This window comes from Gelria sp. Kuro-4 (assembly GCF_019668485.1).
In the GTDB taxonomy this organism is placed as follows: Bacteria; Bacillota; DTU030; order DUMP01; family DUMP01; genus DUMP01.
In genome coordinates, this window is the sequence record NZ_AP024619.1 from 145,167 (window position 1) to 161,144 (window position 15,978).

At 58.0% G+C, this 15,978-nt stretch carries 12 protein-coding genes and 1 other annotated feature; of the genes, 1 reads left to right on the forward strand and 11 read right to left on the reverse strand.

Annotated features, from left to right (window positions below):
• Positions 1 to 97 precede the first annotated feature (97 nt).
• From hpt to spoIIE, 3 genes are all read right to left on the reverse strand, one after another.
• Entirely contained in the window at positions 98 to 619 is a 522-nt protein-coding gene (hpt, locus tag K5554_RS00855) for a hypoxanthine phosphoribosyltransferase (RefSeq protein ID WP_221039297.1), read from the reverse strand.
• Complete coding sequence (gene tilS / locus K5554_RS00860; protein WP_221039298.1) at positions 606 to 2,057, reverse strand: tRNA lysidine(34) synthetase TilS; 1,452 nt, start codon at positions 2,055 to 2,057, stop codon at positions 606 to 608. Before tilS ends, hpt begins: the two co-directional genes overlap by 14 nt.
• Before the next feature lie 124 nt (positions 2,058 to 2,181).
• Entirely contained in the window at positions 2,182 to 4,572 is a 2,391-nt protein-coding gene (spoIIE, locus tag K5554_RS00865) for a stage II sporulation protein E (protein ID WP_221039299.1), read from the reverse strand.
• Positions 4,573 to 4,879: 307 nt separating this feature from the next.
• On the opposite strand from spoIIE, the gene K5554_RS00870 reads away from it, so the two are divergent.
• A complete protein-coding gene (locus tag K5554_RS00870; protein ID WP_221039300.1) occupies positions 4,880 to 6,001 on the forward strand; it encodes an ATP-binding protein in 1,122 nt (373 codons plus the stop codon).
• A 128-nt stretch (positions 6,002 to 6,129) separates the two neighbouring features.
• Here the strand turns inward: K5554_RS00870 and K5554_RS00875 are convergent, their stop codons facing one another.
• The 8 genes from K5554_RS00875 to K5554_RS00910 all read right to left on the reverse strand — a co-directional run bounded on the left by K5554_RS00875 (position 6,130) and on the right by K5554_RS00910 (position 15,706).
• Complete coding sequence (locus K5554_RS00875) at positions 6,130 to 6,708, reverse strand: aminodeoxychorismate/anthranilate synthase component II (protein WP_221039301.1); 579 nt, start codon at positions 6,706 to 6,708, stop codon at positions 6,130 to 6,132.
• Positions 6,709 to 8,142, reverse strand: coding sequence for an anthranilate synthase component I (trpE, locus tag K5554_RS00880; RefSeq protein WP_221039302.1), 1,434 nt, complete (start codon positions 8,140 to 8,142; stop codon positions 6,709 to 6,711).
• Between the two features lie 50 nt (positions 8,143 to 8,192).
• Positions 8,193 to 8,503: a binding site (T-box leader), on the reverse strand.
• Between the two features lie 128 nt (positions 8,504 to 8,631).
• Positions 8,632 to 10,344 (reverse strand): copper amine oxidase N-terminal domain-containing protein, encoded by a 1,713-nt coding sequence (locus K5554_RS00885; protein ID WP_221039303.1) that lies wholly within the window; start codon positions 10,342 to 10,344, stop codon positions 8,632 to 8,634.
• A 106-nt stretch (positions 10,345 to 10,450) separates the two neighbouring features.
• Positions 10,451 to 11,512 carry an ABC transporter permease subunit gene (locus K5554_RS00890; RefSeq protein ID WP_221039304.1) on the reverse strand — a complete coding sequence of 354 codons (1,062 nt, stop codon included), beginning with the start codon at positions 11,510 to 11,512 and terminating at the stop codon, positions 10,451 to 10,453.
• Complete coding sequence (locus tag K5554_RS00895) at positions 11,496 to 11,771, reverse strand: DUF4162 domain-containing protein (RefSeq protein ID WP_221039305.1); 276 nt, start codon at positions 11,769 to 11,771, stop codon at positions 11,496 to 11,498. Before K5554_RS00895 ends, K5554_RS00890 begins: the two co-directional genes overlap by 17 nt.
• Before the next feature lie 463 nt (positions 11,772 to 12,234).
• Positions 12,235 to 12,972, reverse strand: coding sequence for a hypothetical protein (locus K5554_RS00900; RefSeq protein ID WP_221039306.1), 738 nt, complete (start codon positions 12,970 to 12,972; stop codon positions 12,235 to 12,237).
• A gap of 149 nt (positions 12,973 to 13,121) precedes the next feature.
• Positions 13,122 to 14,624, reverse strand: a complete 1,503-nt coding sequence (locus tag K5554_RS00905) for a glutamate synthase-related protein (RefSeq protein WP_221039307.1) — start codon at positions 14,622 to 14,624, stop codon at positions 13,122 to 13,124.
• Entirely contained in the window at positions 14,621 to 15,706 is a 1,086-nt protein-coding gene (locus K5554_RS00910; protein WP_221039308.1) for a glutamine amidotransferase family protein, read from the reverse strand. Before K5554_RS00910 ends, K5554_RS00905 begins: the two co-directional genes overlap by 4 nt.
• Between the last annotated feature and the right edge of the window lie 272 nt (positions 15,707 to 15,978).

The following is a 15,978-nucleotide window of genomic DNA, read 5'->3' on the forward strand; positions in this document are numbered from 1 at the left end:
AGTACCTGCTGAAATGCCAAAGCTCGCGGCTCCCAGGCCGATACTAGCTAATTGTAGCATATTTTTGCGGAGGGGGCAACAAAACGAAACGCCAGACCTAGGGCTCGAGCACGGCGATGTAGGGCAAGTTCCGGTACATCTCGTTGAAATCCAGCCCATAGCCGACCACGAAATAATCCGGGATTTGGAAGCCCACGTACTTCACCGGGACCTCCACCTGCCGCCGGGATGGTTTATCAAGCAGGGTACAAATGGCCAAGCTGGCCGGCTTCCGGCTGGCCAAGTGCCGGTAGAGGTAATCCAACGTCAGGCCGGTATCGATGATGTCCTCGACAACGAGCACGTGCCGGCCTTCCAGGCTTTCGTCCAGGTCCTTGAGGATACGCACCACGCCGGAAGACTCGGTGGCCGAGCCGTAGCTGGAGACGGCCATAAAGTCGAACGTCGCCGGCAGGTCGATGCGCTGAGCCAGTTCGCTCAAGAAGATAACCGCTCCCTTAAGCACGCCCACCAGCAGGAGGGATTTGCCCGCATAGTCCTTGGTGATGGCGGCGCCCAGCTCCTTGACGCGGGCCTTCAAAGTGGCCTCATCCACGAGGATTTGACTAATGCTGCTCATCTGTGTCTCCTTCCTTTGTTCCGCTGTCCGTTCTGTGTACCTCGATGTGGATTCTCCTCGCTGTACCCGGACCCGCCACGAAGCGAGCGTCCTCCCGCAGCCCTGCCACCCAGATGATGTCGCGGGCCGTGGCAATTAGGAGAATGCGGCTGCGCTCAGAGCGCGGGATCTTGGCATCGATGAAAAAGTCGCTGAGCTTTTTACGCCCACCAAGGCCCCGGGGACAAAACCAGTCCCCGCGCCGCCAATTGCGGGCAAAAAGGCGGGGCCCGGCTTCATTATAGTCAAAAACAGCGCTCGCGACAAGGGAAACCGGAGCTGAAGAAGCCCTGTCCCCGTCGTCGGCGAAGAAGGTATGTACGGCATAGTCTAACTCAGGAATAATGGTCACGCCCGGAACCACCAGCGGGTAGGAGAAGGGCGGCACCGCCGCCGCCGGCGGAACGCGCGTAAGGCGCAGGTAGTCCGGGTGCCGCTCCGCCCGCACCCCGTGCGGCAGGTCCAGCACCCGCCCAGCCCCTCCGCCTGCCAGATCCAGCAGCGCCTCCGTGTGCGTAAAACCGAGGTCCTTTACGCCGGCGGGGCTCACCGCCGCGTAAGCCAGGCGCAGGACGCGCCGGCGCAGCGCCGGCGGCAACGCCTCAAGCTCTTCAGCCTTTAATCCAACGCCATCCCTTTGCGCGCACGCCGCCTTCCGGTAGGCTGCGGCCGCCGCTGCTTGCAGGTAGTCCTCTTCCTCCTGCCAAATGGCCGCGGACTGCGCCAGCACCTCCTTGATGCGCGGGTTGGCCTCCTCCGCCAGCCAGGGCAGGAACGCCCGGCGGATACGGTTTCTCAGGTAATGGGGGTCGTCGTTGTAGGGATCGTGCCGCGGCTTCAGGCCGTGAGCGGCACAGTAGGCCTCGGTCTCCGCCCGCGTTACCCAAAGGAGCGGGCGCACCACGTAGCCATACGGTGCCCGGCGCAGGGGACGGATGCCGGCAATGCCGGTAAGCCCGGCACCGCGCACCAGGTGCAGCAGCACCGTCTCCGCCTGGTCGTCCAGGGTCTGGCCAACGGCCACTTTGGTGGCACCGGTGCGGCGCGCCAGGCGCTCGTAGAAGCGGTAGCGGGCTTCGCGGCCGGCCTGTTCTACAGTCATGCCGCTCTGCCGGATCAAGGCGGGGACATCGGCGTCCTCGCGGGCAAAGGGCACACCCAGGCGGCGCGCCAGCTCCTCAACCCAGCGGGCATCCGCTTCCGCCTGCGCACCGCGGAACATGTGGTTGAGATGCGCGACAATGAGGGACAGACCGTACTCCGGTGCCAAAGCCGCCAGGGCCAGGAGCAGGGCGGTGGAGTCGGGGCCGCCGGAGACGGCGACAATCACCCGCTCACCCTGCGCAAAAAGGCCGTAGCGCTCGATAGCCTGTCGCACCTTGGTAACGAGCGTCGCCATGCCGTAACCACCTCTAGTTCACCTGTTACCCCTATTCGCCGTGTGGCTAGTATTTCCTGCTGCAAGAAAAATAGAGGCACAGCTTGCCTGCTGCGCCTCAGGCCCGGCGCCCTCAAGCGCCCGGTTAGGCCTGCTCCACCCGCACCGCCAGGGCAGTCATGTCGTCCGGGGCCCCACCGGCCCGCCGGCCGGCCAGGTCGAGGACGGCGGTGGACAGTTCTTCAGGCTCATCGCCCGCCCGGGCAAGGTATTCCACCAGCCAGTCGATTCCAGCGGCGCGCTGCCCTCGTGCCTCGAGGACACCGTCACTCACCATAAGGATCACGTCGCCCGCCCGCAAGCGTTTTTTGCTTACCGCCGGCGCCACCTGTGGCAGAATCCCCAAGGGCGGTGCGCCGGGGTTGATTACGGTAACGGTGCGCCCCCGCTTGACGAGGCTGGGGCAAGACCCCACCTTGATGAACTCCACCTCTCCCTGGTAGGGATCGAGCAGGGCCAGGTCCAGCGTGGCGAAGCGTTCTTCCGGCCAGCGCAGGGCGAGCACAGAGTTGAGCGTACGCAGGATGAGGTCCTCCTCCAGCCCGGCCGCCAGAAGTTTTTCCAAAAGGCGCACAGTAGCCTGGCTTTCCTGTGCCGCTTGGGTGCCGGAGCCCATGCCGTCGCTGAGGATAAGCGCCTGCCTGCCGTCGGGAAGCTCCAGCGCCCGGAAAGAATCGCCGGAAACCTCGCCTTCCTTCTTCGCCCGGCTGTAGCCGGCGGCCAGAAAGCGGAAACCGGCGGCGGGCGTCGCCTTGAGCCGGCATCCCGGCCGGCCGTCGGTCAGGCCGCAGCTTATGGCCCGCACCTGCATGGGCCGGCCCAGGGCCTGGCCGAGAATGGCCGTGAGCAGCGTGATGCACTCGCGCCCGCCGGGACAACTGAGCCCGTCCAAGAGTACCTCCGGCCGGCCGACCGTGCTCTGCCAAACCTCCACCCGCTCGGCGCTCAGCTGGTGCCGTTCCAGCTCTTCCCGGACGGCCTGGGCTTCATCCTCCAGGGCGCGGACATCCACCTTCAGCTCCGCCGCCAGGTTGCCGATCACCTGGGCGACGCCTGCGAGCTGGGCAGAGACGATCTCCCGGTCTTCCTCCACGCGCTTCTGCCACTTGGTGTTAATACGGTAGGTATCAAAAAGGTAGTTGACGGTGGTAAGCAGCTCGGGCAGGTGACGGCAGCGGCGGCGGATTCCGGCCGGTATGTCCTCTTTCACCAGGCCCCCGTGGGCTTCGGCCAGCGCCAGAAGGTCAAAGGTGCTCTGGTAGGTTTTATAAAACTCTGTCTCCCAGCAGCTGCGGTACAGGTTACAGCTTTCGCACACCTTAGCCGTAAGCGCGGTAAACAGGGTGTTCAACCGGTTTTCCTCTTTGGCCCGCGCGGTAGCCGCCACTTCTTTGAACGAATTAGCCAGTTCGCTGAACACCTGGCTGAACTCGGCCAGGCGCTGGCCGGCAATCTGGCGCAGGTGCCCCTCATAGCCCTCCTGCCGGGCCCGCTGCTCGCGCGTGCCGGGTACCAGGCTGGAGATCTCCGTGAGCCACGCGCGCGGCGTCAGTCCGAAAAGAGCCAAAGCCGCAGCCGGAGCGAGAAGGTAGGCCAGGTCCAGGCGATGCGGGGTCAGGTAGAGGGATAAAACCAGGTCCCCCAACAGGTAGCCGGTGGCGGTGCCCGGCTTTCCGGCCTCACGCATCAGCCCCGCGAGGAGGCCGGCGAAGCCCAGGATGCTGATGCTTTCCGGCCCGGACGTACCGGCGATGGTGCCCACGGTGGCCGCCAAAACACCCATGGCGGCGCCCATGCCGCCGCCACCGGCCTGGGCCAAAACGAGCACCAGGAAGCGGCTCAACACCGCCGCCGGGGCCAGCGCCCCGCCCGGCAGGCCGGCGGTTCCCGCCAAAGCCACCGCCGTCACCAGCCCAATAGAGATAACCTCTTCGTTGCTGAGCACCGCGCCGCCCTTGCGCCCCAAGGCCGCCGGCAGGCCGTGCGCGAAGATCATCGTGGCCACCGCCGCCAGGACGGCCTCAAAGGCGACCAAGCCCAGGTCGTACCCTGCCCCACCCGTTACCAGGACGGCCAAGGCACGGGCAGCCAGCAGGGAAGCGCCCAAGGCCAGGGCCTGCGCCGCCGGGCGCCACGGGACGTGGGCCTTGCGGCGGAAAAAGGCGAGCGCCGTCAAGGCAAAAGCGTAGGGCAGGCTCCCTTCTAAACCCAAGACAGTTCCGAGACCGATGAGCGTCCACAGGCCGACCACGGCCGCGGTGAGCGGCGACTCGGCCAGGAGCGCCGCAAACAAAGCCGGACCGAAGGGGGCTATGCCGCCCAAAAGGTTGGTGCGACCGGCGAGAAACGCGCCGGCGGCGAGAAGAAGGTTCTCCTTTCTCCCCAGCCGCAGGCTCCGCCCCCAATTCCTCACGCTGTGCACCGTCCGGCCCGGGTAGGGACAGAGGCGCATAAACGCCTCCTTGCCTTCCGCCATGCCCACACCCCCTACCACGGGTAGCGCGGTCGCTTGCGACCGGCTAAACCCTCCAAGTGGTAGGATTATTCTAGCACACTTCCCTGGAAAAACTTGTCATTTCCTGGTGGCCGCGTGCAGGTAGGAGACTGGACGGGGAAACAGGTTCTTCGGGGGTTGCGCTTGTCAGCGATGCACTGTGGAACGGCAAGCAGGGCACAAAGGTTGTTTGCCGGCGGTCCAGACATAACGTGGAAAAACGTGTTGTCATATCACGAATTTGGTGATATAATATCACGTGAAATGTGATATAATCGGAGGTGCAGATATGGTGGGTGGGTTGTTTCCTCTCGGAGGCCCGGTGGAAGCAGAAGACCTGGTAGGCCGGGAGGCTTTTATCACTTCTTTGGTGTCCCGGCTTTCTGAGGGGCAGAGTGTCATGTTAGCCGGCCCTCGGAGGATTGGGAAGACGTCCTTGGCCCATGAAGTCTTACGGAGAACCAAAGAGCGAGGGGCGTACACCGCGGCCGTCGATTTATTTCGTTTTTCCGGGAAACGCGATTTTGCCACCAACTTTATTGATGCCTGCTTGGAAAACCGCACTGGGATTAGGAAAACCCTCTCTGTTTTGGGAGACCGGACAAAAGCCCTGACAGGTGGTGTCCAGTTTGCCATCAAACTTCATGACCTGGAGATTTCACTGGGATTCCCAGAGAGAAAATCAGATGATGAGTTGCTGGACTATGCTTTGCGGCTCCCGGGAATCCTCACGGAACGGGACGACAAATCAATGGTGATCATGTTCGACGAGTTTCAAGACGCTTCCCGAGTGATGGACCGAGAGATCTTCAAAAGGATGCGCGCTCACTTTCAGACCCAGAAAAGAGTCGCGTATCTGTTCCTGGGCTCCAAAGAAGGCATGATGCGGGTTCTTTTCAGCGGCAAGGAAGAAGCCTTTTATCGCTTTGCAATTATGCTGCCGATTCCAAGAATAGATGAAGAAGAGTGGGTACCCTACATCGCAAAAAAGTTCGCCTCCCGGGGAGTTGCAGCCTCGGATTCGGCAGTCAGGGAAATCGTCCGGCTCTCGGGTGGTCATCCCCAGGACACCATGTTTATATGCTCGGAAGTGTACTATACCCTCTTGGAAACAGGTGCTGCCGCCCTTACGCACGATTACGTCCTGTTGGGGTACCAGCGAGCACTTCTCGCTCTGGCTCCGGTTTTCGACGAAATTCTCGATGACTTGAGCAACCGTCCTCAGGCCAGGATAGTCCTCGACCATTTGGCAGCGGGAGAAAACGTCTACGAAGAAGGTGTCCACCCTAACAAGATCAAGCGGGCCATTGACTATCTGATCACCAAGGCTGTGATTGAAAGAACAGCCCGAGGCAGCTATGTTTTTGTCGAGCCCATGTTTCAGCAGTACATCTTGAAAGAGTTGCAATGACCGGTTACCAGTACTGCCGATATGCCAAGCCGCCCTTTTCTCCCGACCATAAAAGAAACACCCTGTGGTCTACCGACAGGGTATCTCTGAAATGCGCCTTTCATGCAATGCGATCTTTTTCAGCGGCTTCAAGCCGCATTGATAATCCCTCCCAAGAAATTCTTTAATATCTGCTTGCCATTTTCTGTCAAGACAGACTCCGGGTGAAATTGAACGCCGTATACCGGTAACTTCTTATGCTTTATACCCATAATCGTTCCGTCCGATGTACGTGCAGTAATCTCCAGTTCCTCCGGCAGGCTCTCTTTTTCTATCACCAGCGAATGGTATCTGGTCGCACATATGGGATTTTTGACACCGTAAAATACCCAATGCCCGTTGTGTATTATCATCGATGTCTTTCCGTGCACTATCTTACCTGCCCTTACGATCTTCGCTCCATAAGCATAACCTATCGCCTGATGTCCCAAGCAGATGCCGAGAAGGGGTACCCGCCCTTCCAATTTTCTTATAAGCTCGACGCATATGCCGGCATCCTCAGGCCTTCCGGGGCCCGGCGACAAGACAATTCTTCCGGCGCCTGAGTTTATTACTTCATCCACTGTTACCTCATCATTTCTGACCACTTCAACATGCGGGTACAACTCGCCAATGTACTGGTATAAATTGTAAGTAAACGAATCATAGTTATCGATTAAAAGCACCATCTACAAAACCTCCTTCAACGCCATGGCTTTATTCAGCGTTTCCTGATACTCCATCTCCGGCACCGAATCGTACACGATACCCGCACCGGACTGTATATAAGCACTTCCGTCCTTAAACACAATCGTCCTTATGGCAATGCACATGTCCATATCGCCCGTATAGGCGAAATAACCCACCGCCCCTGCGTATACACCGCGCCTTGCATTCTCCAGTTCATCGATCAGCTCCATGGCTCTTACCTTCGGCGCCCCGGACACCGTACCCGCAGGCAAACACGCCACAAGCGCATCGAAGCAGGTCTTATCTTCCTTCAGTTCGCCGGATACGGTAGAAACTATGTGCATTACATGCGAATACATATCCACTTCCATAAACCTATCTACTTTTACAGTGCCGAATTTGCTTACCTTACCGAGATCGTTTCTTCCCAGGTCTACCAGCATTACGTGCTCGGCCCGCTCTTTTTCGTCCGAAAGCAGCTCCTCCTTCAGCCTCTCGTCGTCTTCTTTCGTCCTTCCCCTGGGCCTTGTACCTGCTATGGGGTTTGTCCTCACAACCCGGCCTTCAACGCTCACCAAACTCTCCGGCGATGAACCTACGATCTGAAAGTCCTCAAAATCAATGTAAAACAGGTACGGCGAGGGATTTAAAGACCTCAGCTTTCTGTAGGCGGCAAAGGGATCGATATCCGTTTGGGCCGTTATCCTTTGAGACAGCACCACCTGGAATATGTCTCCCGCCGCAATATGCTCTTTCGCCTTTCTTACTATCTCGCAAAAGGCCTCCTTATCACAGTTTGCTTCCAGGCCGCTCAAATTGCCTGACGTATTTAAGGGATGGATCCTGCCCGGCTTCATAATCTCCTCTCTGATTGCATTCAGCCTCTCGACGACCCGGTCGTACTCTGCTTGTTCCTCCGGCATTACGTTGTAAATGATGGAAACTGTATGGTAGAAATGGTCGTAGGCTATGACCTCTTTATAAAACAGCAAGCACGCCTCGGGTATTCCGATGACGTCGGGGTTCTCATCGGGCAGTTTTTCGTACTGCCTTACGACGTCGTAACCCACATAGCCCACTGCACCGCCTGTAAAAGCGGGCATTTCAGCTGCAGACAGGACGGGGTAGCCGCCCATGCGCTTTTTAACCTCATCGAGCACCCTGCCTCTTATAACTTCCGTTTTATCGCCGGTTTCCACATATATCTCGTCTCTATAGCTTTTAATCACCATGTATGGATCACGGCCCAAGAAGGAGTACCGGCCCCACTTTTTGCCGTTTTCCGCACTTTCCAGTAAGAACCTGCGCTTCCCTTTTAAACTGTAAAATAAACCGATAGGCGTAAGTTCGTCTGCGTTTATCTTCAATATTACCGGTACGATGCCTCCCTTCTTTCTCAAACCGTAAAATGCCGATTTCCCAGGAAGTATCAAGGTTCCACTCCCTTTCGTTGTTCTCAGTGTAAAAAAAAAATACCTCGTCCTACTGGGACGAGGTACCCCCGCGGTGCCACCCAACTTCAGCCCGTCTAGATAACAAAAAAGCACTTCACCCTCTTTAGGGCGAAATGCTTTCGCATCCGCTAGCCACCTAAACGCAGCCGTCTCATTTCAGGTACGGAAGTTTACACTTCGATACCCTGTCTTTTAACGGTAGACCACCGGTCTCTGCTACTACAATTTCGCATGACTTCTCCCGGGCCCATTCAACGACACCCACAGGTACCGGAATTCCACCGCCCCGGCTCTCTATAACCTGGATATGCCGCCTACTCTTCCCGCTCATCGAATTTAACCGCTTTGATTGCCTACTGCTGATTATATTACAGGGGACATTGCCATATGTCAAGGGATCTTTTACGCGAGCTTTTTGCGCTGCAGCCGTTTCGGCGCCGTTTTTGGCAAAAATCGGCCTTCTTCCGGCTAGTTGCAGCCAGGAAAAACCCAGTCCAAGGCTTTGGCCGGGCACGACAGCCACAAGGCCTGGGTAAGGCGGCCGTCCTTCAGCACCGTGAGGCGACCCCGGGCCACATCGACCTCGCCCCGGACCTCACCGTCTCTCACGGCCAGGGTGCAGCTCACCGGCACGATCTTATCACGCAGTTCGCCGCTCGCGCACTCTTCCTCCAGGGCCGGCGGCCGCCAGGAAACGATGAGGGTGTCCTTGTAGGCAGTGAGGTCGGGCGGGGTCGCGGCTTCCGTGCGGGCGGCGTACTTTCTGGCGAACACAGCCAGGGCCGCGTCAACGGCCGGGCAGGAGGCAACCCGGCCGCTTCTTGTATCCACCGCCAGCACCTTGGCCTCCTGCGTGGCGATGTAGACGGTGTCGCCAAGCTTAGCCATGCGCGTACCGGCACCCGCCTCGAAAATGGGCAGGTCGTCCGCAATCACGCGCCACCTCACACCCTCCGGCGACCAGATCGCCTCCGCCAGCCCGTAACACGGCTCGCCCCGGGAGTCGGCACGCGTGAACTCAAAATACGCCTTTACCTGCGCGCCGGCCCATTCCGCCGCCACCGGCCGGAAGAGTTCCACCTGCCGATCCCAGTCCGGCGTAAGCGGCACCTTCTTTGCGCCGGCCGCCGACCGGACCTCGAGTTCTGCGGCAGTCTCCGGCCCCCGCTGCCCGCGCACAATCAGGATCTCGCTGCGCCCGCTCAGCGCCAGGACGAGGTCGAGACCGGCTGCCGCGTTCGCCCCGGCAAGGATCTCCGCCGGCGACCCGGGAGGTTCAGTAAAGGATAGGTCGCTACCCTTTTCCGGAACCAGGGCCACCCGTTCGCCGCCGTCCCAGCTGAAGAAGAAACCGCCGAAGGCGGGCTTCGCTCTTACTTCGAACAAGCGGCGCCCGGGGAAAAGCAGCCTCCCCGCCTCCAGGTCCCAGACGGCGCGGGCCACCGGGTAGGCGCCCAAGTCCTGCGCGGTCTCTTGGGCTTTGTCTACAGTAAGGAAAGGAACTACAGTTTGGCGCTCCGGCCCTTGACCGGGCGGGGCCTGCTTCTCCTCGGGCGGCGCCACCGCCCGAATCTCGGCCACCCGCCAACCGTCCCGACCGCCGTAGTTTCTGACCAGGATTTCCTCTTCTTCTACCCCGAAAAAGCCTGAGGAGGTCCACATATTGTAGCGCACGTGGAAACGGGCGCTTCCGCCGTCACCCCTTTGAACCAGGGCCTCTACATCGTAGTCTTCCACCCATGGGCTGGACACACCGGTTACCATATAGGGCCGTATGTTCGTCGCCTCTTGAACCTCGGGGGCCAGCACCGCATACTGCAGGGCTCCATTTCGCGTCTTAACCCCCTCGGCCCACTTTAAAGCGGCTTCCTCGGGCGAACGCGGCGCCAGAGCCTGGACGAACATCGCCCGCTCCAAGAGCACCAAGCGCGGCATGCCGGAATCCGCCGAGGGCGCATCAAGATACACCGTATTGGTTTTTTCGTCCCACCTCACAGAAAAACCGGCGGCCTCGGCCAAAGCCCGGAGGGGCACAAGAACGGTACCCTTCGTAAGCTCCGGTGAAACGGCTTTCGTCACGTCCTCACCATTGACGATAAGTCGCAGCGGGGCGGCCCAGGCCGTCTCACCAGAAAGAAGCACCACTAAAGCAGTCGCGGCAATGAAGCGCCGGACTTTCACGCTCACCTTCCTCCTTTTTCGGTTCTACGCTGCCCACCTTCGTTGGAAGCTCTGCCTTTATTCTACTTTCCTCCTCAGTTTTTGCCAAATAATTTTTCTTTGATTCTTAGCTAACTCCTTTGCGCGCCACAAAACGCGTTGCCTGAAATGCGGCGGCAAAGGCCACAATGAGTACGGCTAGAGCTACCAACCAATTCGGCTTTCCCCCCAAGACCCCTCGGTAAACGGTCCAATTAAGCACGACGGCCGCAACCGTGCCAAAAGCAGTTCCCAGAAGGGCCCGGCTGTTGCCGAAAGAAAAGAACTCTCCGTTCTTCTCAAACGGCGCCGCCTGGAAAACCCACACAGCCGCAGCCAGGACGGCCGCGGAAGTGAGCAGCATAAGAGCTGTACCTTCCCACCCGAAGCCTTCCTGGACGAGTATCACCGGCGTTAAGAGCGGGCCGTAGTGGAAGATTTGCCATAAATACCGCCTGCCGGGGTCAACGCCCAAGGTCATGAGCACCGCAACGGCCGCCAGGGCCAGGCAGAAGGGGGCAAACTCTAGAGCCGCGCAGCAGAGTACGGCCGAGCGCCAGTTGCCGGCCACGGTTCCCGCGAGAAAGGCGAGGGCGTAAACGGTGAGGAAGACCGACCACCACCTCAGGTATGTCCCGGCCACAACCGGGAAAGTGAGGCCGGGCGGCGTAGGCAGAAAGAGGACCGGGAGGCCCGTTATTATCAGGCCCAAGGCCGTTCCCAAGGTGAGCGTAAGGGTGCCGGCGGAAAACTTTGTCAGCACAACCTCACCCCTCGTCACCGGCAGAGCCAGCAGATGCTCCAGCTTTCGCCCGTAGCGTTCGCCGGCCATCTGCGTTACGCCTAAAACCATAAGCAGGATAAAGGTTCCCCAGCCGGGATAGCCGTTGTAGGCATAGTTGAAGCCCGGAGCAGTGAACACTTCCGGGTTCACGTAGGCCAACTTAACTACTAAGTCGTGTGCCCAGTAAGTAGCCGGGGTGAATTCCGGCGGCAGGTAGGGCAGGTCGGCGACCGGGCCGTGCTTGACCAACCAAAGCAGAGTGTACCAGCTGAGCCCGAAAGCCAGAACCAAACCCGTGAGGATCATCAGATAACCGTTTTGTATCCACTCGCGGAAAAGGAGGTGGCAGTTAACTATTCTTTTCATGCTGCACGTCCCTCCCCACTGAGGCTATAAACCAGTCTTCCAGCGAAAGCGGCAGCTCCTCGAAGAAAGTTGCTCTGGCCGCTTTGATCTTATCTACAACCCGGGCGGCATTTTCAGTTACGGTCAAGGACCACACGCGGCCACGGCGTTCACAGGCCGCTATTTCCGGCCAGGTTCTCGGATCCTCCGGCGGCTCTCCTTCCCAAACCACCTGGATGCGCCCGGCATCTGCTTTCAGCTCGTCAATCGCTTTTTCCACGGCAATCGTTCCCCCGTGTAGAAGCCCGATCCGGTCGCAGGCCCGTTCTAAATCGGCCAAAATATGAGTCGAATAGACGACCGTGGTGCCGCGTTCGGCGGCCTCTCAACGCCCGAGGCGCACATCGCCCTCAGAAAAACCGGCCGATAAGAAACGTTGAGGCCCGGCTGAGTTATGGCCGGGCCTTAAAGGATGCCGGACAGCTATGAAAGCACTCTACAAAGTTCCTGCCATATGCCAATCGCCGCGCGAAGCTGTCGGAGCGTATGCAAAGCCTTAGTCAAAGGGGGGCTATTCCGATGCCCCTCTACTTCGAGAAGGAAGAAATATCCACCGAAGCCAGATTAAGAAGGGACCCCCCTAGGGGGGTGGTGGCTCCCTCCTTCCCCCGATACTCCCGGGGAGATCCACCTGCGACGATTTTACTCTACCTCACTTGAGCTTTGATGCCCTTCGTTAACGGTCAATATGCATACAACTTACCGTAAGGCCTGCTGCTCTTGGGCGACAGCTTGATAAAGGGAGAAGATAATATGTCGTCAATTTCTGTCACCCCAAAATATCTGCAGAAGGCTTCTATGTCCCCTTTAAGGGCTGTTTTTTCTTCATCGCCAACTTCTTCTACCGCCACATCCTTGCCCAGCTGGTTTTTGTTGACGCCGCCACGGATGTACACGGCGCCGCCGTGCATGCCAGTGGCTATATAGCGACCGACCACCGGGTCCTTTTCTTTCTTAAAGAGCCCTAGAACGACGAGCTTCCCGCCGGCCATGTACTCGCCGAGGAAATCCCCCGCCCTGCCGCCTACCACTATCACCGGGTACTTGTCCTGGTACGCCTTCATGTGTATGCCGACCCTGTAACCCACACTGCCCTTTACAAAAATCTTGCCGGTCCGCATGGAGAGCCCTATAACGTTTCCCGCGTCGCCGTGTATGGCAATGGTGCCACCGTTCATGGTATTGCCTATGTCGTCCTGTCCGCTGCCAAAAACGTTGATCCTGGGCCCGTCCATAAAAGCCCCCAGGTCGCTGCCGGGAGTCCCATAAATGTTGAGGGTGACATCCTTGTCGACCCCTGTGCCGATGTACCTCTGCCCCAGGACGTTCACCAGGTCGATCTCCTTAACCCCCCGGGCCACCGCATCATGAATCCGCTCGTTCAGTTCGCGGTAATTTAACCCCTTCGCATCGATTTTCATCTTTATACACCCCTTTCATAAATTGAATTATAGCGGGAATGTAACGGCCTGAAACCACCCAGTGGTGAGGCCCTGGTTTGAATTTGCCGGGAAAAAGCTCAGGCGCCTTCGAAAGGCAAAAGCTCACACCAAGCTTAGCACGATTTCCGTTACTTTCCTGCGGGTTTTATGCCCAAAATATCCAGAGAAACCTCATCCAAGTCGATGCCCCGGAGCCTTTCCCTGTTGCCCCGGAGGCTTTCGATGGAGTTTACTCCCAGTGCTCCCAGGATTTCCTTAATTTCCAGGTTCCACGCCTTTATCATGTTGGTAAGTCTTTTTGTTCCTTCCTCCACATCCAGGCGCTTCACCAGTTCCGGTTTCTGGGTGGCTATGCCCCAGGCGCACAGGCCCGTATGGCACTTCTGGCAGAGGTGACACCCCATGGCGATCAGGGCGGAAGTCCCGATGGCTACCGCATCGGCCCCCAGGGCTATGGCCTTCACAACATCGACGCTTTGCCTTATGCCCCCGCTGGCGATGACGGAAGCCATGTGCCTTATACCTTCCTTCCGGAGCTGTTCATCCACTCTGGCCAGAGCCAGTTCGATGGGGATGCCCACGTGGTCCCTTATCGCTTGGGGCGCCGCCCCCGTTCCCCCCCTGAATCCGTCGATTGTCAGTATATCCGCGCCGGCCCTGACCACCCCGCTGGCGATGGCCGCCACATTGTGCACCGCCGCTATCTTCACTCCGATGGGCTTTTTATACCTGGTAGCCTCCTTCAAGGCGTAAATGAGCTGCCTTAAATCCTCGATGGAATAAATGTCGTGGTGCGGCGCCGGCGATATGGCGTCGGTTCCGGCGGGTATCATCCGGGTCCTGGATATATCTTCGGTGACCTTCTCACCGGGCAGGTGCCCGCCTATGCCGGGTTTGGCCCCCTGGCCTATCTTTATCTCCACGGCAGCGCAGGAGTTCAGGTAGGAAAGATTCACCCCAAACCTCCCGGAGGCACACTGCACCACAATACTGTCCTTGTACGGGAGAAGCTCCCGCGGAAGGCCGCCCTCTCCAGTGTTCATGATCGTTCCCAGTTCCCTGGCGGCTCGCGCCAGGATAAGCTGCACGTTCAGACTTACGGCGCCGTAAGACATACCCGCAAATATGATAGGGGTTTCCAGCCTGATCTGAGGCTCCATCACCGTGGTAAGCTTCATCTCGCCCTTCTTATCCTGCCAGAATTCCAGCCTATCCGGCTTTTTGCCTATATAAGTCCGGAGCTCCATTGGTTCCCGCAGAGGGTCTATGGAAGGATTTGTTACCTGACAGGCATCCAGCAGCATTCTGTCCCAGAAGATCGGATAAGGCTTGTCGTTCCCCGCCCCGGTCAGTATCTTGGCGCCGGATTCCGACTGTTTCCACAGGTTCCTCAGTATGTCCTGACCCCACAGGCTGTTCTCTTTAAGTGCCAGAGGGAATTTTACCACGGTGATGGCCGCAGCGGGGCAAAGGCTGACACAGCGGTGGCACGCCGCACACTTTTCGTGATCGGCGACAACCCTGTCTTTATCGAACTTTAAGGCGCCGAAGCTGCACTCGCTCACACATCTTTTGCACTTGCTGCACTTCTCGTCTATTTTCACCATAAACTCCGGCGGTATCATCCTCATGGTCTCTCCTCCAATCTGGCGTAAACCGGCTCTCCGCCCTGGGGACTCCACACATCGTCGGGGTCCGGGCAAATCTCCCTGATAGCGGCCTCCTCTGAAGACATATAAACGGTATCCTGCTTCCTGGCCGCCACCATCGGCCTTAGCATAATCCTGTCCGTAAGGCCAACCATTGAATTGGCGTTGGAAATGATTATGCTGAAAGGTCCGTTCAAAAGGGCGCTGCCGTATACCATTCTCAGGGCGGTCATGGCCTCCATCTTGTTTTTATCCATCTCGTCTATTTCGCGCCAGAAAGGCGGAGCCAGAGCCGTGAGAGCTATTTCCTGCGGCAGATTGTGCTTTCTTAAGAGCAGGTCCAGCATGTAAACTATTACTTCCGTATCGGTCATGAGCGTGCATTGATAACCGAACATCTCCAGATACCTTTTATTGGTGCCGTATGAAGAAATCTCGCCGTTGTGGACCACCGCCCAGTCCAAGAGTCCAAAGGGATGTGCCCCTCCCCACCAGCCGGGGGTATTGGTGGGAAAACGACCGTGAGCCGTCCAGAGATACCCTTCATACTCTTCCAGCCTGTAAAAGCGGCTCACATCCTCCGGATACCCCATTCCCTTGAACACTCCCATGTTCTTGCCGCTGGAGAACACAAAAGCGCCGCCAAACTGGGTGTTTATTCTCATCACCACTGAAACCACATAATCTTCCTCCGACACTCCCGACAAAAGCTTGCTCTTGGGCACCTCCAGGAAATATCTCCAGAGTATCGGAATATTCGGCAGGTGCATCTTTTTTCTTACGGGGATGGCCTCGCTTTTGACCAGCACCATCTTTTCCTGCAAAAAGTTTTCCACGGATGCTTTTGTTCCCTCATCGTCATAGCTTACGTGAAACGCGTAATAATCCTTGAATTCCGGATATATGCCATAGGCGGCAAATCCTCCGCCGAGGCCGTTGGATCTTTCGTGCATCACCGCAATGGCGTTCGTTATGACGTCACCCCGGATGCATTTGCCTTTTTCATTGATTATGCCGACAATGGCACAGCCCGAAATGTCTTTTGCCTCCGGTTTCTTGTACACATTTTCTCCTCCCCGTTTTGTCTATGATATAGCAAAAAGCCTTTCGGAAGATTCAAGAACTGGAACCTTCCGAAAGGCTTTTATCCTAACGGTGTAACCGGCTCCGCCGGCCGGTGCCGCTTGGTCCAGACGCTCCTGCCGGAACCCTAGGCACCCTTCCAATAATCTGTACAATTACCTTCGATTATTCAATTAATGTTTGTCGGGATTATACAACCGCCTGTATAGCTGCGTCAAGTTTTTTGCGCCAGCTTCTATGTTAAATTTCTGTA

Excerpts from the sequence above, each read along its gene's own strand:
- hpt (WP_221039297.1), bottom strand. The coding sequence starts at position 619 with ATGAGCAGCATTAGTCAAATCCTCGTGGATGAGGCCACTTTGAAGGCC.
- tilS (WP_221039298.1), bottom strand. The coding sequence starts at position 2,057 with ATGGCGACGCTCGTTACCAAGGTGCGACAGGCTATCGAGCGCTACGGC.
- spoIIE (WP_221039299.1), bottom strand. The coding sequence starts at position 4,572 with ATGGCGGAAGGCAAGGAGGCGTTTATGCGCCTCTGTCCCTACCCGGGC.
- K5554_RS00870 (WP_221039300.1), top strand. The coding sequence starts at position 4,880 with ATGGTGGGTGGGTTGTTTCCTCTCGGAGGCCCGGTGGAAGCAGAAGAC.
- K5554_RS00875 (WP_221039301.1), bottom strand. The coding sequence starts at position 6,708 with ATGGTGCTTTTAATCGATAACTATGATTCGTTTACTTACAATTTATAC.
- K5554_RS00890 (WP_221039304.1), bottom strand. The coding sequence starts at position 11,512 with ATGAAAAGAATAGTTAACTGCCACCTCCTTTTCCGCGAGTGGATACAA.
- K5554_RS00900 (WP_221039306.1), bottom strand. The coding sequence starts at position 12,972 with ATGAAAATCGATGCGAAGGGGTTAAATTACCGCGAACTGAACGAGCGG.
- K5554_RS00905 (WP_221039307.1), bottom strand. The coding sequence starts at position 14,624 with ATGAGGATGATACCGCCGGAGTTTATGGTGAAAATAGACGAGAAGTGC.